A 21,837-nucleotide genomic window follows, 5' to 3' on the forward strand; every position below is an offset into this window, starting at 1 on the left:
GCCTTGCCGACCCGCCGCCTTGGGCCAAGCGGGATGACATGTGAGAAGGACCCGCCGATGCGCGCCCATTCGACCCTGACCCGCCGCCTGCTGGCCTCGACCGTTCCGGTGGCGCTTCTTCTAGGACTGGGGGCGAACCCCGGCCTGGCCGATCCGATGATCGGCACCAATATCAACGGCTACGGCATTCCCGGTGCCATCGACACCCCCTCCGCCGAGATGCTGCCCGACGCGACGCTGGGCGCGACGCTGAACTATTCCGACCTGTCGCGCAAGAACGCGCTGGTCTTCCAGATCCTGCCGCGCCTGACCGTGGCCCTGCGTTACGCGCGTTTTGACTCGCGACCCAACGGCAACTCGGAAACGCGCGACCATATCTGGGACCGCAGCTTCGACCTGCGCTTCCAGTTCCTTGACGAAGACCCGGATGGCTGGATGCCCGCGATGGCGGTCGGCCTGCAGGACTTCATGGGCACGGGCTTCTACAGCGCCGAATATCTGGTCGCGACCAAGACGATCAACCCGCGCCTGCGCGTCAGCGCCGGTCTGGGCTGGGGGCGTCTGGCGCAGGATGGCGGCCTTGGCAGCCCCTTCGGCGACCGCCCCGGCCCCGATACCGAAGAGGGCGGCAAGCCCAATGTCGATCAGTGGTTCAAGGGCGAGGTCGCGCCCTTCATCAGCGCCACCTGGCAGGCCAACGAAAAGCTGGCCCTGACCGCGGAATATTCCAACGACATCTATGCCTGCGAGACCGGCATCGCCGAGGAATGCCCCCGCGGTGTCTGGCTGAGCGACAAGGATGAGTTGAAGAACAACATCAATCTTAGCGCCAGCTATCAGCTGGGCGAGAACTATCAGGTTAGCGGCTACCTGCTGGGCGGGAATCATGTCGGGCTGCAATTCTCGGTCGCGATGAATTCCAGCCAGGCCCCCTATCCGTCGGGGATCGAAAAGGCCCCGGCGCCGGTTCGTCCGCGTGTCGCCCCCTCGGCCGATCCGGATGGCTGGTCGGGCGCATGGTCCGCCGATCCGACGGCGCAGCCCGCGATCCAGAAAGTGCTGAGCGATGCGCTGGACAAGGAAGGCCAGACGCTGGAATCGATGTCGCTTTCGGCCAACCGCGCCGAGGTCCGCATCCGCAACCGCCGCTACATGCAGGGTTCGCAAGCCATCGGCCGCACCGCGCGCCTGATGACGCGCGCGCTGCCGCCTTCGGTCGAAACGCTGGTCATCACCACCTCGGAAGACGGGCTGCCGACCAGCTCGGTCACGCTGCGCCGCGCCGATGTCGAGCGTCTGGAAAACAGCGAGGCCAGCCAGATCGCCAATGTCGCGGTGATCTCGGACGCCGATCCGCGTCCGGGCGACCTGACCTATACCGACGGGCTGTTCCCGCGCTTCCGCTGGGCGCTGAAGCCCTACCTGTCGACCTCGATCTTCGACCCGGACGAGCCCTTCCGCTATGAGGTCGGCGCCGAGGCCGTGGCGGAATATGAATTCGTTCCGGGCCTTGTTCTGGCCGGCACGGTCCGCCAGCGCGTGCTGGGCACGACCAAGCAGGAAGCCCCCGGCAACCTGACGGTCGAAGAATACGAAGACATGGACACCGATTACGACGAAAACGGTGTGCCGCGCGTCCGCTCGGACAGCCGGATGTATGCGGGCAATTCCAGCCCGACCATCCCGCGCCTGACCCTGAGCTGGTATGCCAAGCCCACCGAGACGGTCTATACCCGTGTGACCACCGGTCTGATCGAGCGCGCCTATGGCGGCGTCTCGACCGAGGTGCTGTGGTGGCCGACCAATTCGAACCTGGCGATCGGGGCCGAACTGAACCGCGTCAAGAAGCGTGACTTCCGCGATGTCTTTGGCTTCCGCGACTACGAGGTCACCACCGGCCACCTGTCGGCCTATTACACCTTCGGCTATGGCATTCGCGGGCAGTTGGACGTGGGCCAGTACCTGGCCGGCGACAAGGGCGCGACGATCACCGTCGAGCGTGAGTTCGCCAATGGCTGGCGCGTCGGCGCCTGGGCCAGCAAGACCGACCTGAGCGACGAGGAATTCGGCGAAGGCTCGTTCGACAAGGGCGTCAGCATCTCGATCCCGCTGGGCTGGGGCACGGGCGAACCCTCGCTGCGTCGCGTCGGCGGCGACATCCGCTCGCTCTCGCGCGATGGCGGCAGCAAGCTGCGCGTCGAAGAGCGGCTTTACGACAAGGTCCGCGACAGCCAGGCCGGCAAACTCTATCAAGGTTGGGGGAGGTTCTGGCGATGACCGGGACGAAGATGCGCTTCATGCTGGGAGGCGCCCTGATCGCCATGCTCGGCGCCTGCGGCAATGTCGACAGCGAGGAGGGCTCGATCCCCGGTCTGCTGGCCGAAGCAGCGCGGCAGAGCGTGGCCCAGCGGGGTCGCGCCGAAGCCGAGGTCGTCGCCAAGGCCGATCCCGGCCAGATGGCCGCCACGGCGCTGCGCGTCAACAAGGGGCCGCTGATCATGGTCGGGCTGGAACGTGCAGGCACCACCCAGGTTCTGGCCATGACCGGCGAGAATGGCGGTCAGCGCACCTACATGACCGAGAACGAGCAGGCCCTGATCCTGCGCGACGGTATGCTGGCGGGCACGCGTGGCCTTGGCCACGACCTGTCGGTCGCCGAGATGGCACAATCCTCGGCGCTGATCCGCTCGGGGCGCAGCGGGCAGGCCAACCGGACCATGCGCTACTGGACCGGAGACGGGCTGGAGCGGCCACTGAAGCTGGAATGCAGCATCGGGCCGGGACCGAAACCCGGTGTGATGATCGAGGACTGCAAGAACGGCCCGCTGGAGATCCAGAACAGCTACATCTCGCAGGGCGGACGGGTCACCGTTTCGCGCCAGTGGATCGGGCCGGATCTGGGCTATGCGACTATTCAGGAATTGCGCCCCTGAGGCTTTGCAAATCGGAAAAAGAAAGGCCCGCGGCGACGCGGGCTTTTTTATTGGCCGGTGAATGCGCGGCTGAATCGCGTGGCGGGGTATTTATAAAACGAAGAAACCGCAACTCGCGCGACGTAGAAATATAATGATGCCGAAAATGAAATGGGCTGACCCGAAGGCCAGCCCATAAACCAAACTTCCTTGCGGAAGATTAGTTGGTGTCGTCGTCGTCGTCGTCGTCCGAAGCGACAGCGGCGATAACGCCGAGCAGCAGCAGAGCCGGAACAACGAGGCCAGCGTTCGACGACGCGGGCTTCTCGTCAACAACAACCGGCTCAACGTCGACGACGGGGGCGACGTAGCCACCGGCGAGAGCGGACGATGCCGTCAGGCCCAGGGCCAGGGCGAAGGTAGCAATTTTGGTCATGATCATGCTCCGTTCAAGTACTTTGAAAGCTGCCGTTATCCAGCAACATCGGTGCAACAGTCGCATAAAGCCAATGGCTTGGAAAGTGATCTCGAAAGGCCGCAATCCGGGCTGAATTCGACTGTTGCATAATAGCCAACACATTTCTGGTCAGGCGGCAAGCTGCCTGTGAGCTGGCCGGTTCCCGCGCATGCGAGAACGGCGACATTTGATCATTCTTTGCCGTAAAATACTAGAGACAAAGCATAAAACGCTGCGGAAATAACCACGATCGAGGCCCCAGCCGGGGTATCGAAGGTCAGGCTGCCCCAAAGGCCGCAAATCACCGCCAACGCACCGATCAAGGTGGCGGAACCAGCCATCTGCTCGGGCGTTCTTGAGAATCCCCGTGCTGCCGCCGCCGGGATGATCAGCAAAGCGGAAATCAGCAGCGCGCCGACGATCCGAATCGCAATGGCCACCACAATTGCGAGCGCCAGCGACAGGATAAGCCTTTCGCGCTCGGGACTTATCCCCGAGGCCAGCGCCAATTCCTCATTGACCGAGGCGGTGACAACCCTTTGCCATCGCCAGATCAACAGGCCAAGAACCAGAATGGCCCCGCTCCAGATCCAGATAAGATCGGCGCGGCTGACGGCAAGAATATCTCCGAACAGGTAACTTTCCAGATTCACGCGCAGTGACGGCACGAAACTGACCGCGACCAGGCCCGCGGCCAGCGCCGAGTGCGAGATGACCCCCAGAACGGTATCGACCCCCTGCCCCCTTGCGCTCAGCCAGGCCACCGCCAGCGCCATCGCCACCGCGACCGCCAAGGTGCCCACATAGAATGGCAGCGCGAAGGCAAAGCTTAAGGCCACGCCCAGAATCGCCGCATGCGCCGTCGAGTCCCCGAAATAGGCCATGCGCCGCCAGACCACGATGGAGCCCAGCGTCCCCGTCGCCAGCACAAGGCCCAGCCCCGCCAGCAGCGCGCGGATCATGAAATCGTCAAGCATGGATCAGCCTTTGGAATGGTCGTGGGTGCAGCCGGGCCCATGCACATGGTCATGGTCGTGGCCGGGTTCGACATGGTCGTGGTCATGGTCGTGATGATGGCGATAAAGCGCCAGCGTCCCCTGCGATTCGGCACCAAACAGCGCGCGATAGGCCGGGGCCGCGCTGACCGCCTGCGGCGTGCCCTGACAGCAGACATGACCGTTCAGGCACACCACCCGGTCCGAGGCCCGCATCACCACCAGCAGGTCATGGCTGACCATCAGAACGGCGGCACCCGTCTCGGCGCGGACCTCCTCGATCAGCTTGTAGAAGGCGACGATGCCGGGCTGGTCCAGCCCCTGCGTCGGCTCATCCAGCACCAGCAGCTGCGGCGCATTCAGCAACGCCCGCGCCAACAGCACGCGCTGGAACTGCCCGCCCGAGAGTGACACGATCTGGCGCTTTTCCAGTCCCGGCACCCCGGTCCGCTCCAGCACCTGCGCCGCCTGCGCATCGCCGACGCGCTGCGGCAGCGACAGAAAGCGCCGCACGGTCATCGGCATGGCCCGCTCGATATGGACGCGCTGCGGGACATAGCCGATGCGCAGCCCGGACAAGCGATCGACCCTGCCCGAGGACAGCGCCACCTGCCCCAGCAACGCCCGAACCAGCGTCGATTTGCCCGAACCGTTGGGGCCGACGACCGTGACGATCTCGGCCGGGTCGATATGCATGTCGATCTGCGAGATCACCGGCCGATCCGCACCGGGATGACTGACCGACAGGTTCTGAGCGCGGATCAGCGCGCTCATGCCTTGGCCTTTTCGGCGGCGTCGGCGGCGGCGCAACGCCCGCACAGACCAAGGATCTCGACCGTGCTGCGTTCGATGGTGAAGTCATGCGCGGCCGCCAGCGCCAGCATGGCGGCGCGCAGTTCCGGAGTCTCGGCCTCGGCCACCTGTTCGCACCCGCGGCAGATCAGGAAGGCCGGGGCATGGTCACGCTGGTTCGACAGGCAGGCGGCATAGGCGTTCAAGCGGCGCACGCGATGCGCCAGACCTTGTTCGACCAGAAAATCCAGTGCGCGATAGGCGACCGGAGGCTGCTTGCCGAAACCCTCGGCCGCCAAGCGCTCCAGCACCTCATAGGCCCCCATGGCGCGATGCGATTCCAGCAGGATTTCCAGCACCCGGCGGCGGACCGGAGTCAGGCGGACGCCCTCTTCCTGCGCCTGATCCTCGGCCCGGCGCAGCACGCTTTCGGCGCAATGGGCATGGTCATGGGCGTGGAACGGGTCCTGCGGCGATTTCGGATGGGTGTGCTGGCTCATCTGTTATAATATCACAATTCACTTGACGCGTTACGATATAACATAAATAAAAGCGCCGATTTCGCAAGAGAGAGCCCAAGAATGACCCGCAAGAACTCCCTTCGCCTGTCGCTGCTTGCCTCGGGCGCGGCGCTGCTGATGTCGTTGCCCGCCCGTGCCGAGGTTCCGACCGTCGTCACCGACATTCCCGCCGTCGGGGCGTTGGTGCAGCAGGTGCTGGGCGATCTGGGTCAGCCCGAGGTGCTGCTGGGCAATGGCGGCGATCCGCATAACTACCAGCTTCGCCCCAGCCAGGCCCGCAATCTGCAATCCGCCGGGCTGCTGGTCTGGATCGGGCCGGAACTCAGCCCGTGGCTGTCGCGACCGGTCGAGGGCTTGGACGCAGCGGTTTCGATGCCGCTGCTGCAGGTGTCGGGGACGAAGCTGCGGGAATATGGCGCGGCCGAGGCACACGACCACGACCACGACCATGACCATGACCATGACCATGACCATGACCATGACCATGACCATCCAGAGGATGAGGCCGGTCACGAAGGCCATGACCATTCCGGCACCGATCCGCATGCCTGGCTGGACCCGGCGAATGGTCAGCTTTGGCTTTCCGCCATTGCCGAGGCGCTGTCCACGCGCGATCCCGAAAACGCCGCGACCTACCGCGCCAATGCCGAGGCCGGGGTTGCTGCAATCGGCGCGCTTGATACGCAGCTGGCTCAGGCCCTGACCCCGGTCAAAGGTCAGAAATTCGTCGTCTTTCACGATGCCTATGGCTATTTCACCGCGCATTACGGGCTGGAACCCGGTATTGCCGTCAGCCTTGGCGATGCCTCGGCACCCTCGGCGGCACGGTTGAAGGACATCCGCCAGCAGATCGCGTCCGAGCAAGCCGTCTGCGCCTTTCCCGAGGCGAACCACGATCCGAAACTTCTGCAGGTGGCGATCGAAGGCACCAGCACGCGACTGGGCGCGCCGCTGGACCCCGAGGGGACCAAACTGGAACTGGGGGCGGGTCTTTATGGCGGGATCCTGCAGAGCCTCGGGACCGCGCTGGCCGATTGCCTGTCGGGAAAATGAGGCATCCGGGGCACGAAATCTGCGGCAAGAAAAATACCCGACTATTTTCCTTTGACATGCCCGAGCAATTTTGTCAGGTTGCATCCACCGCGACCGCTCAACGAGGATCTGGACATGACTGCGACCCGCCCCGCCGAATTCACGCGCCCCGGTGTGACCGCACTGCAGCGCCTGCCCCAATATGACGCCGAAGCCCTGACCGCCGGTGGAAACCAGGCGCTGATCGTTCTGGGCGATCAGGTCTACAACCTGCGCATCACCCGCGCCGGCAAGCTGATCCTGACGAAGTAAGATCGCGGTCGGGTTCGTCTCGACCAACCGGATTCAAAAAGGGCGCGGTTGAACCGCGCCCTTTTGTCGTTCCATTACCGGATCAGCCGTGACGCGGACCCTTGCCTGCGGGGCGCAGCCCTTTGCCGGGCGCGCGATCCGGGCGAGGACCGGGCTTCGGACCGTGACCACCGCCCGGCTTACCAAACGGCTTGCCGCCGGGTTTACCGAAGGGCTTGCCACCGGGCTTGCCATCACGCGCTTCCGGCTTGCCAAAGGGCTTGCGGTCGCCGCCTTCACGCTTGGCGAAGGGTTTGCGATCACCATCTTCGCGACGGGCGAAGGGCTTACGATCGCCATCCTCACGTTTGGCGTAAGGCTTGCGGTCACCATCTTCGCGGCGTGCGTAAGGTTTGCGGTCACCATCCTCGCGCTTGGCGTAGGGTTTGCGGTCGCCATCCTCGCGACGCGCGTAAGGCTTGCGGTCACCGTCTTCGCGACGAGCATAGGGCTTACGGTCGCCGTCCTCACGCTTGGCGTAGGGTTTCCGGTCGCCATCCTCGCGACGCGCGTAAGGTTTGCGGTCACCGTCTTCGCGACGGGCATAGGGCTTACGATCGCCGTCCTCACGCTTGGCGTAGGGTTTCCGGTCGCCATCCTCGCGACGCGCGTAAGGTTTGCGGTCACCGTCTTCGCGACGGGCGAAGGGCTTACGATCGCCGTCCTCACGCTTGGCGTAGGGTTTCCGGTCGCCATCTTCGCGGCGCCCGAACGGTTTGCGGTCACCATCTTCGCGACGGGTAAAGGGCTTACGGTCGCCGTCCTCACGCTTGGCGTAGGGTTTCCGGTCGCCATCCTCGCGGCGCACGAACGGTTTGCGGTCGCCGTCGTCGCGACGGGCATAGGGCTTGCGGTAGCTTTCGCCGCCCTCATCGTCGCGCGCCGCGCCGCGCTCGCGGAAGCTGCGGGGTTTTTCTTCCAGTTCGCCGGTCAGCAACCCGCCCAACTGGTCGCGCAGGACCTTGCGCTTGATCTCGCGGACCTCGTTTTCCTCCATGCCGGTCAGCTTGAAGGGGCCATAGCCGATGCGGATCAGCCGGTTCACGATCAGGCCGATATGGGACATGGCGCGGCGAATCTCGCGGTTCTTGCCCTCGCGGATGCCGATGGTCAGCCATGCGTTCGCGCCTTGCTGGCTGTCGAGCTTGATCTCCATCGGCGCGAAATCCTCGCCGTCGATGGTGACACCCCGGCGCAGCGGCGCAAAGGTCAGGTCGTTCGGCGTGCCGTTGACGCGCACGCGGTAGCGGCGCAGCCAGCCGGTCGTCGGCAGCTCCAGCCGGCGCTTCAGCTCACCATCATTGGTCAGCAGCAGCAGGCCTTCGGAATTCAGGTCAAGGCGGCCGACGGTCATCACCCGCGGCAGGTCGCGCGGCAGCGCGTCAAAGACGGTCTGACGGCCCTTCTCATCGGCCTCGGTGGTCACCAGCCCGACCGGCTTGTAATACATCCACAGGCGCGTCTCTTGCGGCTCGTCCAGCTTCTTGCCGTCGACGGCAATGCGGTCGCCGGGCAGAACGTCCAGCGCGGGGCTGTCGATCTTCTTGCCGTTGACGGTGACGCGACCCTCAAGGATCATGCGCTCGGCCTCGCGGCGGCTGGCCACGCCCACGCGCGCCATCACCTTGGCGATGCGGTCGCCCTCGGGTTTCGGGGATTCGGTTTCGGGGGTGTCGGGCGTATCGGTCATGGCGATCTCCTGCGCATCTCTGCGGTAGCAAAAGCGGGCGTCTACGCCATAACGCACAATATGGAAAGCGGTTCTTGCACGCGGCATCAAGTCGCGCCAGAAACCGGCATGGAGTTCACGTCACATATGTCCGCGGCAATGGATCAGGCCCGCGCCGCCGCTGCCCGCGGCGAGGTTCCGGTGGGGGCGATCCTGACCGACGCAACCGGTCGCATCCTGTCCCGTGCCGGCAACCGCACGCGCGAGCTGTCCGACCCCACCGCCCATGCCGAGATCCTTGCCATCCGCGAGGCGTGCCGCATGCTGGGCTCGGAACGGCTGCCCGGCGCGCGCCTGTGGGTGACGCTGGAACCCTGCCCGATGTGCGCCGCCGCGATCTCTGCCGCGCGCATCGCTGTCATCTATTACGGGGCCGACGATCCGCGCATGGGCGGCGTGCGGCACGGGGCGCGGGTCTTCGACCACCCGCAATGCCATCATCGCCCTGAGGTCTTTGACGGCATCTCTGCCGCCGAGTCGCGCGATCTGCTGCAATCCTTCTTTCAGGAAAGACGTTAGGTCAGACCTTCGTCCCGACGTTACAAAGGACACTTGCGCTGCATTGCAGCATGACTAGCATATCCTTCCATCGGGAAACCGGGGGAGAGACAATGTTCAACAAGATTCTGGTCGCCAACCGTGGCGAGATCGCAATCCGCGTCATGCGCGCTGCGAACGAGCTGGGCAAGAAAACCGTCGCCATCTACGCCGAGGAGGACAAGCTGGGCCTGCACCGCTTCAAGGCGGATGAGGCTTACCGCATCGGCGAGGGGCTGGGCCCGGTCGCGGCCTATCTGTCCATCCCCGAGATCATCCGGGTGGCCCGCGAATCCGGCGCCGACGCCATCCATCCGGGCTACGGGTTGCTGTCGGAGAATCCGGATTTCGTCGATGCCTGTACTTCTGCCGGGATCACCTTCATCGGCCCCACCGCGGACACGATGCGCGCCCTTGGCGACAAGGCCAGTGCGCGCCGCGTCGCCATCAAGGCGGGCGTCCCGGTCATCCCGGCGACCGAGGTGCTGGGCGATGACATGGATGCCATCAAACTTGAGGCCGCCGAAATCGGCTATCCGCTGATGCTGAAGGCGTCATGGGGTGGCGGCGGGCGCGGCATGCGCCCCATCAACAACCCCGAGGAACTGCCCGAAAAGGTCCGCGAGGGCCGGCGCGAGGCCGAGGCCGCCTTTGGCAATGGCGAGGGTTATCTGGAAAAGATGATCCTGCGCGCCCGCCATGTCGAGGTGCAGTTGCTGGGCGACAGCCACGGCGGGCTTTATCACCTCTATGAACGCGACTGCACCGTGCAGCGCCGGAACCAGAAGGTGGTCGAGCGCGCCCCTGCCCCCTACCTGACCCCCGAACAGCGCGCCGAAGTCTGCGAGCTGGCGCTGAAGATCGGCCGCGCCGTCGGCTATCAGAACGCGGGCACTGTCGAATTCCTGATGGATATGGACAGCCAGCAGTTTTACTTCATCGAGGTGAACCCACGCGTGCAGGTCGAGCATACCGTGACCGAGGAGGTCACCGGCATCGACATCGTGCAGTCCCAGATCCAGATCGCCGAGGGCGCGACGCTGGCCGATGCGACCGGCGTGCCCAGCCAAGCGGACGTGCATCTGAACGGTCACGCCCTGCAATGCCGGGTCACGACCGAGGACCCGCTGAACAATTTCATCCCCGATTACGGCCGCATCACCGCTTATCGCAGCGCCACCGGCAATGGCATCCGGCTGGATGGTGGCACCGCCTATTCCGGCGGCGTCATCACCCGCTATTACGACTCGCTGCTGGTCAAGGTCACCGCCCATGCCCAGACCCCGGAAAAGGCCATCGCGCGGATGGACCGGGCCTTGCGCGAATTCCGGGTGCGCGGGGTGGCGACGAATATCGAGTTCGTCATCAACCTGCTGAAACACCCGACCTTCCTTGACGACACCTATACGACCAAGTTCATCGACACGACGCCGGACCTGTTCGCCTTCCAGAAGCGCCGCGACCGGGCGACGCGCATCCTGACCTATATCGCCGATATCAGCGTCAACGGTCACCCCGAGACAGCGGGCCGCGCCCTGCCCGCAGCCGAGGCGAAAACCCCCGTCCCGCCGAAGCCCCGCGTAGAACCTGTCCCCGGCACCCGGCAATTGCTGGATGAAAAGGGCGCCAAGGCCGTCGCCGACTGGATGCTGGCCCAGAAACAACTGCTGATCACCGATACCTCGATGCGGGACGGGCACCAATCGCTGCTGGCAACGCGGATGCGTTCCATCGACATGATCCGGGTTGCGCCCAGCTATGCCGCGAACCTGCCGGGCCTGTTCAGCGTCGAGTGCTGGGGCGGCGCGACCTTCGACGTAGCCTATCGCTTCTTGCAGGAATGCCCGTGGCAGCGGCTGCGCGACATCCGGGCAAGGATGCCGAACCTGATGACCCAGATGCTGCTGCGTGCCAGCAATGGCGTCGGCTACACGAACTATCCCGACAATGTGGTGCAGGCTTTCGTCAAACAGGCCGCAGTCACCGGCATCGATGTCTTCCGCGTCTTTGACAGCCTGAACTGGGTCGAGAATATGCGCGTCGCCATGGATGCGGTCGTGGAATCCGGCAAGATTTGCGAAGGCACGATCTGCTACACGGGCGACATCCTCGATCCCGAGCGCGCCAAATATGACCTGAAATACTATGTCGGCATGGGGCAGGCGCTGCGCGACGCAGGCGCGCATGTGCTGGGGTTGAAGGATATGGCGGGGCTGCTGAAACCCGCCTCGGCCACGCTGCTGGTCAAGGCGCTGAAGGATGAGGTTGGCCTGCCCATTCACTTCCACACCCATGACACCGGCGGCATTGGCGGCGCGACCATTCTGGCCGCCGCAGCAGCGGGCGTCGATGCGGTCGATTGCGCCATGGATGCGTTGTCGGGGAATACCAGCCAGCCGACCTTGGGGTCCATCGTCGAGGCCCTGCGCCATACCGACCGCGATACCGGGCTGGATATCAGCGCGATCCGCGAAATCTCGAACTATTGGGAGGCGGTGCGCGCCCAATATGCGGCCTTTGAATCCGGTCTGCAGGCCCCAGCGTCTGAGGTCTATCTGCACGAAATGCCCGGCGGCCAGTTCACCAACCTGAAAGCGCAGGCGCGGTCCTTGGGCCTTGAGGACCGCTGGCACGAGATCGCCCAGACCTATGCCGAGGTGAACCGGATGTTTGGCGATATCGTCAAGGTCACGCCCTCGTCCAAGGTGGTGGGCGACATGGCACTGATGATGGTGGCGCAGAACCTGACCCGCGCGCAGGTCGAGGACCCGGCCATCGAGGTCGCCTTCCCAGACAGCGTCGTCGACATGCTGAAGGGCAATCTGGGGCAGCCCCCTGGCGGCTGGCCCGAGGCGCTGCAACGCAAGGTCCTGAAGGGCGAGGCACCGCTGACCACGCGGCCCGGTGCCTCGATGCCGCCCGTCGATCTGGAAGCGGTGCGGGCCAAGCTCTCGGCTGATCTGGGCGACCAGCCGGTCGATGACGAGGACCTGAATGGCTACCTGATGTATCCCAAGGTCTTTACCGATTACCGGACCCGGCACGAAACCTATGGCCCGGTCCGCACCCTGCCCACCCGCACCTTCTTTTACGGGATGGAGCCGGGGGATGAGATCGAGGCCGAGATCGACCCCGGCAAGACGCTGGAAATCCGTCTGCTGACGCTGAGCGAGACGGATGAAAAGGGCGATGTGAAGGTGTTCTTCGAACTCAACGGCCAGCCTCGCGTCATCCGCGTGCCGAACCGTCTGGTGAAGTCCCAGACCTTTGCCCGGCCCAAGGCCGACGCGACCAATGACGGCCATGTCGGCGCGCCGATGCCCGGCGTCGTCGCCTCGGTCGCAGTGACGGTCGGGCAAAAGGTCCATCCCGGCGATCTGCTGCTGACCATCGAGGCGATGAAGATGGAAACCGGCCTGCATGCCGACCGCGATGGCGTGGTCAAGGCCCTGCATGTCGCCCCCGGCCAGCAGATCGACGCCAAGGACCTGCTGATCGAGATCGAGTGACTTTGGCCGGGGCGGCCTCGGCTGCCCCGTTCCACCCGTTGCAAATTCCTGCGGAATCGGCGGTAATCCGAACGGAATCGCAGAACTTTTCTTGCGCGGAGAATATTTTTCCATGAATCTCGCCCCCGAAGTGACAGGCTTCTATGAGAAGCACACCGGATCGGTTCAGTACGTCGTCGCCTGCCCGGAAACGAAGCATTGCGCGATCATCGATCCGGTGCTGGATTTCGATGAGAAATCCGGCGCGACCGCCACGATCGAGGCCGACCGGCTGCTGCGCTTCATCGAGGAGCGCGGCTACCAGCTGAAATGGATTCTGGACACCCATCCGCATGCCGACCACTTCTCGGCCGCCGATTACCTCAAGCATCGGACCGGTGCGCCGACCGCGATCGGGGAAAAGGTCGTGGGCGTCCAGAAGCTGTGGAAGGATTTCTACAACTGGCCGGATTTCCCCGATGACGGCAGCCAGTGGGACCGGCTTTTCGCTGATGGCGAAACCTTCATGCTGGGCCATATCCCGGTGCGGGTGATGCATTCGCCGGGACATACGCTGGCCTCGGTCACCTATGTCATCGGTGATGCGGCCTTTATCCATGACACGCTGTTCATGCCCGACAGCGGCTCGGCCCGGGCGGATTTTCCCGGCGGCAGCGCCCATGCGCTGTGGCATTCGATCCAGGCGATCCTGTCCCTGCCGGAAGATACCCGCCTGTTCACCGGCCATGACTATTGTGCGGGGGGCCGCGCCGCCGCGTGGGAAGCGACCGTGGCCGAGCAGAAGGCCACCAATATCCACATCTCGCGCCTGCTGACCGAGGCGGATTTCGTCGCCGCGCGTGAGGCCCGCGACCGCAGCCTGCCGATGCCCCGCCTGATCCTGCAGGCATTGCAGATCAACACCAATGCCGGGCGCATGCCGCAGCCGGAATCGAATGGGCGCAGTTACCTCAAGATTCCGCTGAACCTGCTGCAATCGCCTTGGGCCTGAGCCGGACCAGATCCTGCGGGCGGTCGATATCGACCAGATGCGCCTCGGCCAATTCGTGCAGGATCAGGTCGGGTCGTTGTCGCAGAATCGCGCCCGCACCCTGATCACGCCGATTGGCCAGCGCCAGCGGGAACAGGTGGCGCGGGATCAGGGCGGGTGGCATGGGGGTTTTGGCGCTGGCCATCGCCGGATGGGTCAAGGCGCCATGCAGGATGCGCCGCAGATCGGCACGCGTCACCCGGGGCATGTCGGCCAGCAGCACCAGCGCATGGCTTGCCCCGGCGCGCGTGGCCGCGCGCAGCCCGGCAGCAAGGCTCAGACCCTGCGCGGCCCTGTCGATCCTGACCACCCGAAAGCCACGAAACATCCCCGCTAGCCGCCGATCACGTAGCACGACGATGCGGATCGCGGAAGGCTGGCCCCGTAGCAGCCGCACGACATGCTGAGCAACCGGCCGCCCCTCCAACGGCACCCGCAGCTTGTCGCGGCTGCCAAAGCGCCGCGAGCGACCCGCCGCCAGCACGATGATGGCCAGTCTCACTGCTTGCTGGCCTCGGCCAGAACTTCTGCCAGAACCGAGGCCGCCAGCGTCCGCGGATCGCGGGTCGAGGGGATCAGCCCGATCGGACCGCGCAACCGCGCCAGCTGATGTTCGGGGACGCCCATGCCGCGCAGCACTTCCAGCCGATGCGCCGCCGCCCGACGGCTGCCCTGCGCCCCGATGTAAAAGGCCGGTCCCGCCAGAAGCTGGCGCAGGATCGCGGGCTCATCATCATGGTCGTGGAAAAAGACGACTCCTGCCGTATAGGCATCGACCGGCACCATCTTAAGGCTGGCCGCACCATCCAGCCTGACCGTCACCGCCCCCGCTCCGACCCCGGCCAGCGTCTCAGGATCAGGCGAGGCCAGAATGGTGTCATAGCCCGCGCCCGAGGTCATCCGGGCAAAGGCCAAAGCCTCGGGGCCCTTGCCAAAGATGGCAAAGCGCGGGTCGGGCAGGACGGAGAGTTCCAGCGCGCCCTTTTCGCCCGCAGTCAGCCGCAACTCTTTGCCGATCCAAAGTCGCAGCGGCCTGCGAGCCGCCATATCCGCCGCCAGCCGGGCGACAATATCAGGCGAAGGCGCGGGCAGGATGCGGATATCCAGCCCCCCGCCACAGGGCAGTTCCAGATCCCGAAACGGCGAGCCAGCCCCATACCGCAAAAGCCGAGATTGCCCCGAACGCGCCACATCTGCCGCATGATGCGCGATGTCCCGATCAATGCAGCCCGACGAAAGCGACCCCCGCCAACCGCCATCCCCGTCAAGCACCATGCACGCCCCAACCGGCCGATATGACGGCCCATCCACCCCGATAATGAACGCCATGGCGGCTGGCATTTTATCGGATAGCGGCATATCGGATGCCCGGACCTTGTTGGTCAGGTCAGTTGGTCGGTTGGGACCGGAATCATCCTTCATGCGATTTACTCCATAGCCACGCCAGCATAGGACTTTTGCGACCGGCTCGCTGCGCGTTTTTGCAAGATGCCCCTGCTAAGCCTTCCCACCTGCCATACCTGCGTGCGTCAGCGTGGCTCGTCTGGTTGGGGTTTCCGAACATCACTGAGGAAGCTTGCTGATGCAGCTCACTCGGTGCTCAGATGTGGCCGCAGGATTTCGGACCAATCGCTCAGCTTTAGCGTAACGCAAGCGATCCTCCGCAGAGTTCAAAGCGCAGGTGGCCGTGGAAGCCAACCGCGAGGAGTTGACGACGGCTGAATTGCGGACGGTCGCCCATCAAGGCGCCGCGGTCCGCGCCCAGTGGCGACGATCCAAGAGAGCCGTTCAACGACATCCATCCGACGATGATCAGCGGCTGGAAACGCACCGCGACCGAAAACATGTCCGCGGTTTTTGGTTATGTCTCGCCCCCCGCGCCGCAGTTCTCCGAGAACGAAGTCGATAAGCTGCATGCCAGGATCGGCCAGCTTGGCATCGAGCGGGATCTCTTGTCGGCAGCCTCCAGTCTCATTCTCGGCACTGGCGGCAAAAGGCGGTGAAGCAGGATCACGCCGATCGTAGCGTCCGGCGACCATCCAGCCCGCTGTCTCCGGCGCGCTCCGGGCTTTACGATCAGCCACGCGGAGAAAACGCCCGGAGCCTGGCTTCATGGCGATCATCGACCGACAGTTCCTTGGGACGCCTTGGGTCATGTTTCGCGCCAAATGGCCCGCCTCATGCAAGAGGGCCATCGATGTGGGCGGCATCGGGTCCGTCGGCTGATAAGGCTGATGGCGAAGGGCGACCGTGCCCCCTGTGGGGCCGCGTAAGCGTCCGGTTCCGATCTATCAAGAGCCGAGGACCAGCAACCAGTGGCGACCTGACGGCTCACCTTCCGAAGGGCTTGGCCATCACCCGCCCCAATCAGGTCTGCCGCCCCGACATCAGCGTTCGGCATCTCTCCCGGACGGACCGCGTTCATTGCCTTACTCCCCATGCGTCGCATTCGCCATCGGACTCGACCCGATTGCGCCTCGACGGCTCATTCTCTACCTGCTCGCCATCATGGACTGCCACAACCGCTGCTGAGCTTGCGGCTTTCGAACGCCATGGAGGCGTTGTTCGCTCCAATCGATCCGCCGGATCGATTGCTTGCTCTGAAATAGGCGCTGGCCAAATATGGCACGCCCGAGATCTTCAACTCCGATCAGGGCTCCCAATTCACCGGTACCGCGTTCACCGAGGCGCTGCTGGACGCCAAGGTACGTATCTCGATGGACGATCGCAGTCGCTGGATCGACAACCGAATGATCGAAAGGCAGTGGCGGTCGTTGAACCGAAGGTCCGCGCAGCGAAATACGAATGCGTCTATCTGGACGCCGTCGAGGCCAGCTCGGAGGTCCGCGATGAAGATGGCGGTCTGGATCAGCTATTACAACGAAACACGCCCGCACTCATCGCGTGGGTTGCTGACGCCGGCTAAGGCCCAGGATACCCTCGACCAACTCCTGAAAGCCGTCACCTGACATGAAACCCATGCCAGAACTGAGCGAAGCGGAAAACTGGACGAAAATCCAGGTCAACCTCTCACTATGATCGCATCTGCCATGATGACCACCTCACGGCGCTATCGGCTACAAGGCTCCGATCTGGACTTAGAAATCATGGAGCGAAGCCAGCCAGCGGCCCCGAAGATACCCGAAAAATTCAGCACCAAGAGATCCCAAGATGGGTATCTCAGCACCACAATTCAGATAACCTTCAAGACATCAATCACCCACCAAGCAAACTTAAGGCAGCGGAATATTTATTGAAGTATCCACCCGTATCAGCCGTAGATCTTATCAAATATCTAGAAACAACCTTGTCCACATTTTCACTTTCCGCGAAACGTCCAATATCACTCCAACCAGTTATCTTGCTAAGCGATTTTTTCATCTCATCAACTTGCCGCTCAATAGGTAGGTTTCCGATGGCATTTCCAAAACCAAACGCCCCCTCAAACAACTTCCGCAATGGCTTTGACGACAGCACCTTATACCACTTGGTCATCTCACTGCTATCACTTTTGGCTATGGTCGCGAGTTCTCGCTGTGCGTTCAACGCTATCTCGATCTCGGAATGTCGTTCACCGATATTTCTTTCGAATGCCATGCCTTCGAATTTGGAAGAGATGTCGTTCAGTTGAGATCCATCAATTGAGGTTCCATTTCTCAAACTCGAGAATGCCTCATTTATCGCGAGGTACCTCTTGTCAGATAATCTATTTACCACACTTTTGTCATCATTGGGGTCAGCTTCAAGGACTCTCTTGATGAAAGATCTATTGTTGACATCCCCTTCCAAGCCGAAAGCACGAAGTGCGACAGTCAGGAGGCGGTAATTCGAAACCAGCTGATCCGCACTTTTCACATTTGGCATTTTCTTGACGAAATTTTCCCGGGCCGCTGCAATATCTGGGCTCTTGTTGAAAATTTCCCGCTGACTCGCCTCGGTGCGTTGGAGAAATTTCCAGCCCAGATACCCGCCAGAACCGACCTGAACCGTATAAGCCATTAACGACCCACCCCCAGCAGATATGCCTCGGTTAGTAGCAGACGACGCAACTGTTTCGTGGCTTGATAGTAATTCCCATCGTTCACAAAGCTTCTGGCCCGACCGAGCAGATCATTGCTGCCGGTATCCAGAAAGACGCTCTCAAGCTGTTCGATGCCGTGCAGAACCTGCTGCCTGCCTTGCTGTTCCTCGGCATCCCCTGAAATCAGCAATTGGCAAATGTAACACACTCGTCTGACGGGTGTGTTTGCGTCATCGGGATGTAGCGCATCGCGTAAGCGCAGAACGTTTGCGTTGGGTGAAATGATCGAAATCCGCGCGCGCTTATCGCCATTTTCGAGGACGGCACCGTTGATCAGGACACGTTCTCGGGGTGCCAGCTTCAACACAAGCCCGCTCATGCAGCACCTGCGCCACGAAGACCCTTCATCACGGACATGTTGATATCGATCAGAACATCGGTCGCGCCCTTCCCGGCGAGAACGAGCTGACCATGTTTCAGGGCGTATCTGGCAAGGGACAGCAGACCGCTTTTCACCTCGCCTTCCAGTAGATTGGCGGGGTCGACCAAAGCCGAGGCAAACACGGTCCAAAGTTCATTATTTCGCGCCACCGCGCGGATCGTCTCAACGTCGTGGCACTGCCGCGGCGCTTGCATAAGCAATCGCGTAACCTGGGATAGCACGTCGTATTCGACGTCCCTTGCACCTTTGGTGACCGGGTTGGAATAGGCTTTGCCTGAAACGGGCTTGATCGCGTGCAACATGTGTTCCCGAGCCAAAACTGGACACAAATTCAGGCTCGAGGGTGAACTATTTCACCCTCGAGCCCGGCTTCATCAGCCGCGGAACAGCGACATGATCGACGAAGGCGCCTGGTTCGCGATCGACAGGGCCTGGATGCCCAGTTGCTGCTGCGTCTGCAGGGCCTGCAGGCGGGCCGAGGCCTCTTCCATGTCGGCATCGACCAGCGAGCCCGAAGCCAGCTTCAGCGAATCCGCCAGTTTCGAAACGAAATCGACCTGGTCGGTAATCCGCTCGCCTGCCGAACCAAGTTTTGTCGTACCGGAGATCACGACCTTCATCATGGCTTCGATATCACTGACTGCGCTCAGCGCGGATGCCTGATCAGTGATCGTGGTGATCGTGCCACCAACGATGCTGGCTTCGAAATCGAGCGAAGTGACATCAATGGTAGAGGCAGTAACGGTCGTGTTGTTGCGGTCCATCGATCCAAGGACCGAGTAGGTCGCACCGCCGACGACACCATTGGTGCTGAGCAGGTTGACACCATTCGCCTGCGTCCCCTTGACGACTGCGGCGATCTGCGCCCGCTTTGCGTCGATCTGAGCCTGAATGGTACCAAATTCGTTATCGCTTCGCCCCGCGCTCTCGGCGAGTTCCTTCACATCGCCAAGAAGCTTCTGGACGCTTTCGGCACCAGTGCGAGCCGTAGAAATGGTTTCACCGGCCACGTTCAGGTTGGTCTGGATCGTCTTGTAGGTATTATAGTCGCCCTCCATCGTCTTGGAGATCGCCCAGATGGCGGCGTTGTCCTTGGCCGAGTTCACCGACTTACCGGTCGAGATCTCGGACTGGGTCTTTGCCAGGTTGGAATTGATGCCTTTCAGGGTCTGAAGGGCAACCATTGCCGAGCTGTTGGTCAGAATGCTGGACATGTCTTACTCCATGGTCAGGGGGCTTCACCCCCGGTTACTAACAAGGCCATTCTGACCTTCGGGACTTTGCCCGATGCACTGAAGCATGACGACGAGATTACCCGTCAGGGGTGAATAAATGCTGAACAGTCCCAAGCCAGCAAACTCAATTCACCAAGCCTTTTAATCAAAACTTTCGCGCCTCGCCCGCGACGGGACCACAACTCAGGCGCTTGCCATCCTTGCCATAGACGTCACAGCCACGGGACAGCGATCGCAATTCCTTGATCAGCGAAAGCGCGGACAAAATTCCTGCCGAAACTCCGGATGCGAGATGACAGATTTCTTCGATCTCGGTCCGAGCTTGTGAAAGCTCTACCGAAGAAAGCGGGCGTTCACGAATCTCGGCTTGAAAGGACTCCTGATCGAGCAATGCTTGTGCGGGATTCAGCGCGGCAATGGAACGGCGCGCAGATTTCAATGCATGTGTTGCGGTCATTATTTACCTTCAACTTTACCGAAAATATTCAGGTCGAGCTTCTTCGCGAAAGAATCAGCGTAAATATCATTGAGGATGCTGGAAAACTGCTCCTCTCCGATCCCACCACCAAAGGCTCCGCCAGTCGGGCGCGGGCCAATCGCCGTCAGCATTTGGCTGAGAAATGCCCTTTCCAGGCCCTCCTTGACGATCTTCTGCCGCTCGGGGCTGGTTGGCGCGACGCGGCCAAGCGAGTTGATTTCCAAATTCGTCCCTCCATCCAGATGGAGCACCTGAATACCTCACGCCGGTAAATATTTGGTAAGGCATGCCTGCTACGCAGAGACGGCAGGATTTGAGGGACCAACACCATGCCGGATGCAATCGAAGCGCTTTTTCCAGCAACGCTGAGAATGACGAAAGCCATTCGCGAATCGGTTCCCGGGCAGGCGGCAGAATTTGAAGCCGTACTGGCTGCATTTGATCCTGCCATGCACGACTTGAAGCCGGACGATACGACGATCGACACCGCCGAAGCGCAGGATGCCGACGCGGCAGATGCACCCGAACCGCCCGAGATGGAGACCACGCCCGATCCGTCGGTGATTATCCCGGCCTACACCAACAACGAGCCGCAGCTTGCGCTGCTGTCGAGATCTCCTGAAGACCTTGCCGCGATCATGACGGATACTTCCAAGTCGGCATCGCAAAGCGAAGCTGCGCCAGCGTCAATACCGGATGCGGGTATATTCGCCGTCGCCCTCCCGACTTTGCAGATCAACGGCTCCAATGTGAATCGGGAAACCCAGGAAGCTGCGCCCACCCCGCAACTTGGCGTTGAGAAAACTCCGCGAGAGATCGACTGGGAGGTTCGGCCGGTCGGACCTTCTGGTGAAATGCCAGCCCAGGAAAGCGATGCGGCGCATCCTGATCTGTCGCGAATGAATGGTGATCAGGTGGTCTGGCCAATCGCGCGTCATTTCAACGCGAATGTCGGCGCACCGATCGAGGATGCGGCACCGTCAGCTGTTGGCGCGGCTACTCCCTTGCCGGGGATGACCAAAAGACAGGTACCCGATCAGGCCCCTGCGCCGACTGCCGTGTCGCAAGGCTTCAATAACCAGCCTGACGGCACGACGCACAGGCAACGCGCAGCCACAGCCGAGTTGCCGTCGGTAGCTGAGGAAGCCCCTTCAGACACGTCGGAACTGCCAGGGGCGACGGATCGGTCCATCGAACCGGCAACGCTGGCGCCGGATGATGGCCGCACGAGCCCCAGCGTCGAACCAGCCAATCCGCCCGGCACAACGACGACCGAGGCCATGGCCTCCACCCTTCCAGACTCCATTTCGGGCACTGAAATCCCGACCGAAATCGCGGTCCGCAGCGCGCGGGACACCGCTCAAGGTCAATCCATTTCGCCCCACCACCATCCGCTTCCGGAACCACGCGAGATCCTGCGTCAGATCGCGCAGCAGCTTCCCGCCACTGATCAGAACCAGATCGAGATTACCCTTACCCCCGATGAACTGGGCAAGGTCCGGATGGTGGTGTCCTCCGGGGATACGGTCGCGATCACCGTCTATGCCGACAATCGCGACACGCTGGACCTGCTGCGGCGCAACAGCGACATGCTGGCACGAGAGTTGAAGGACGCAGGCTTTGCCGATGCCTCGCTGTCCTTTGGTGAGCGAGGCGAAGGCGGCCAACGCAATCCATGGTCGGAAAATACGGCCGGACGCGGGGCCGAACGGTCCCTGACCGAACCGATGACAGAGATCGCGCCAACCGCGGCTCGCGGCAACTCGGCGCGGCAGATCGACATTCGTATCTGAAGG

Annotated in this window: 23 protein-coding genes; 10 read left to right on the top strand and 13 right to left on the bottom strand. The window is 62.5% G+C overall.

Going from position 1 to position 21,837, the window contains the following annotated elements:
• Positions 1-57: 57 nt before the first annotated feature.
• Both GL300_RS02425 and GL300_RS02430 read left to right on the top strand, forming a co-directional pair.
• Entirely contained in the window at positions 58-2,277 is a 2,220-nt protein-coding gene (locus GL300_RS02425) for a YjbH domain-containing protein (RefSeq protein WP_155037968.1), read from the top strand.
• On the top strand, positions 2,274-2,933 hold the full coding sequence (locus GL300_RS02430; protein ID WP_155037969.1) for a YjbF family lipoprotein: 660 nt from the start codon (positions 2,274-2,276) through the stop codon (positions 2,931-2,933). Before GL300_RS02425 ends, GL300_RS02430 begins: the two co-directional genes overlap by 4 nt.
• 199 nt (positions 2,934-3,132) lie before the next feature.
• Here the strand turns inward: GL300_RS02430 and GL300_RS02435 are convergent, their stop codons facing one another.
• From GL300_RS02435 to GL300_RS02450, 4 genes are all read right to left on the bottom strand, one after another.
• The gene (locus tag GL300_RS02435) at positions 3,133-3,348 is read right to left on the bottom strand and encodes a hypothetical protein (RefSeq protein WP_370576806.1); all 216 of its coding nucleotides are present in this window, start codon (positions 3,346-3,348) and stop codon (positions 3,133-3,135) included.
• Positions 3,349-3,560: 212 nt separating this feature from the next.
• Positions 3,561-4,346 carry an iron chelate uptake ABC transporter family permease subunit gene (locus GL300_RS02440; RefSeq protein ID WP_155037971.1) on the bottom strand — a complete coding sequence of 262 codons (786 nt, stop codon included), beginning with the start codon at positions 4,344-4,346 and terminating at the stop codon, positions 3,561-3,563.
• A gap of 3 nt (positions 4,347-4,349) precedes the next feature.
• On the bottom strand, positions 4,350-5,138 hold the full coding sequence (locus GL300_RS02445) for a metal ABC transporter ATP-binding protein (RefSeq protein WP_155037972.1): 789 nt from the start codon (positions 5,136-5,138) through the stop codon (positions 4,350-4,352).
• On the bottom strand, positions 5,135-5,656 hold the full coding sequence (locus tag GL300_RS02450; RefSeq protein ID WP_155037973.1) for a Fur family transcriptional regulator: 522 nt from the start codon (positions 5,654-5,656) through the stop codon (positions 5,135-5,137). Before GL300_RS02450 ends, GL300_RS02445 begins: the two co-directional genes overlap by 4 nt.
• Before the next feature lie 81 nt (positions 5,657-5,737).
• On the opposite strand from GL300_RS02450, the gene GL300_RS02455 reads away from it, so the two are divergent.
• Together GL300_RS02455 and hemP are read left to right on the top strand one after the other, a co-directional pair.
• Positions 5,738-6,730 carry a zinc ABC transporter substrate-binding protein gene (locus tag GL300_RS02455; RefSeq protein WP_155037974.1) on the top strand — a complete coding sequence of 331 codons (993 nt, stop codon included), beginning with the start codon at positions 5,738-5,740 and terminating at the stop codon, positions 6,728-6,730.
• A gap of 114 nt (positions 6,731-6,844) precedes the next feature.
• Positions 6,845-7,021, top strand: a complete 177-nt coding sequence (gene hemP / locus GL300_RS02460) for a hemin uptake protein HemP (protein WP_155037975.1) — start codon at positions 6,845-6,847, stop codon at positions 7,019-7,021.
• 82 nt (positions 7,022-7,103) lie between these two features.
• Here the strand turns inward: hemP and GL300_RS02465 are convergent, their stop codons facing one another.
• Positions 7,104-8,750, bottom strand: a complete 1,647-nt coding sequence (locus tag GL300_RS02465; RefSeq protein ID WP_155037976.1) for a pseudouridine synthase — start codon at positions 8,748-8,750, stop codon at positions 7,104-7,106.
• Positions 8,751-8,858: 108 nt separating this feature from the next.
• On the opposite strand from GL300_RS02465, the gene GL300_RS02470 reads away from it, so the two are divergent.
• From GL300_RS02470 to GL300_RS02480, 3 genes are all read left to right on the top strand, one after another.
• Positions 8,859-9,308, top strand: a complete 450-nt coding sequence (locus GL300_RS02470) for a nucleoside deaminase (RefSeq protein ID WP_155037977.1) — start codon at positions 8,859-8,861, stop codon at positions 9,306-9,308.
• A 92-nt stretch (positions 9,309-9,400) separates the two neighbouring features.
• Positions 9,401-12,835, top strand: coding sequence for a pyruvate carboxylase (locus tag GL300_RS02475; protein ID WP_155037978.1), 3,435 nt, complete (start codon positions 9,401-9,403; stop codon positions 12,833-12,835).
• A 112-nt stretch (positions 12,836-12,947) separates the two neighbouring features.
• Entirely contained in the window at positions 12,948-13,826 is an 879-nt protein-coding gene (locus tag GL300_RS02480) for an MBL fold metallo-hydrolase (RefSeq protein WP_155037979.1), read from the top strand.
• Here GL300_RS02480 and GL300_RS02485 read toward each other — a convergent pair.
• On the bottom strand, positions 13,786-14,367 hold the full coding sequence (locus tag GL300_RS02485; protein ID WP_155037980.1) for an NTP transferase domain-containing protein: 582 nt from the start codon (positions 14,365-14,367) through the stop codon (positions 13,786-13,788). The genes GL300_RS02480 and GL300_RS02485 overlap by 41 nt on opposite strands.
• Positions 14,364-15,287, bottom strand: a complete 924-nt coding sequence (locus GL300_RS02490; RefSeq protein WP_155037981.1) for an XdhC family protein — start codon at positions 15,285-15,287, stop codon at positions 14,364-14,366. Before GL300_RS02490 ends, GL300_RS02485 begins: the two co-directional genes overlap by 4 nt.
• A gap of 386 nt (positions 15,288-15,673) precedes the next feature.
• Here GL300_RS02490 and GL300_RS02495 point away from each other — a divergent pair, with 386 nt between their 5' ends.
• Entirely contained in the window at positions 15,674-15,868 is a 195-nt protein-coding gene (locus GL300_RS02495) for a hypothetical protein (protein ID WP_155037982.1), read from the top strand.
• 747 nt (positions 15,869-16,615) lie between these two features.
• Complete coding sequence (locus tag GL300_RS27390; protein ID WP_425495920.1) at positions 16,616-16,834, top strand: hypothetical protein; 219 nt, start codon at positions 16,616-16,618, stop codon at positions 16,832-16,834.
• Between the two features lie 247 nt (positions 16,835-17,081).
• On the opposite strand, the gene GL300_RS02505 is transcribed toward GL300_RS27390, so the two are convergent.
• The 6 genes from GL300_RS02505 to GL300_RS02530 form a co-directional block, all read right to left on the bottom strand.
• On the bottom strand, positions 17,082-17,864 hold the full coding sequence (locus GL300_RS02505; RefSeq protein ID WP_155037983.1) for a DUF1217 domain-containing protein: 783 nt from the start codon (positions 17,862-17,864) through the stop codon (positions 17,082-17,084).
• Positions 17,864-18,265, bottom strand: coding sequence for a flagellar biosynthesis repressor FlbT (gene flbT, locus GL300_RS02510; protein WP_155037984.1), 402 nt, complete (start codon positions 18,263-18,265; stop codon positions 17,864-17,866). Before flbT ends, GL300_RS02505 begins: the two co-directional genes overlap by 1 nt.
• Entirely contained in the window at positions 18,262-18,630 is a 369-nt protein-coding gene (locus GL300_RS02515; protein ID WP_155037985.1) for a flagellar biosynthesis regulator FlaF, read from the bottom strand. Before GL300_RS02515 ends, flbT begins: the two co-directional genes overlap by 4 nt.
• Positions 18,631-18,702: 72 nt before the next feature.
• A complete protein-coding gene (locus GL300_RS02520; RefSeq protein WP_155037986.1) occupies positions 18,703-19,542 on the bottom strand; it encodes a flagellin N-terminal helical domain-containing protein in 840 nt (279 codons plus the stop codon).
• A gap of 166 nt (positions 19,543-19,708) precedes the next feature.
• Entirely contained in the window at positions 19,709-20,020 is a 312-nt protein-coding gene (locus GL300_RS02525) for a hypothetical protein (protein ID WP_155037987.1), read from the bottom strand.
• Positions 20,020-20,265: a flagellar biosynthesis protein FlgJ gene (locus tag GL300_RS02530; protein WP_155037988.1), complete on the bottom strand. Its 246-nt coding sequence runs from the start codon at positions 20,263-20,265 to the stop codon at positions 20,020-20,022. The genes GL300_RS02525 and GL300_RS02530 overlap by 1 nt, the downstream gene beginning before the upstream one ends.
• Positions 20,266-20,370: 105 nt before the next feature.
• On the opposite strand from GL300_RS02530, the gene GL300_RS02535 reads away from it, so the two are divergent.
• Positions 20,371-21,834 (top strand): flagellar hook-length control protein FliK, encoded by a 1,464-nt coding sequence (locus GL300_RS02535; protein WP_155037989.1) that lies wholly within the window; start codon positions 20,371-20,373, stop codon positions 21,832-21,834.
• Positions 21,835-21,837 lie beyond the last annotated feature (3 nt).

Source organism: Paracoccus litorisediminis, from assembly GCF_009711205.1.
Lineage (GTDB): Bacteria > Pseudomonadota > Alphaproteobacteria > Rhodobacterales > Rhodobacteraceae > Paracoccus > Paracoccus litorisediminis.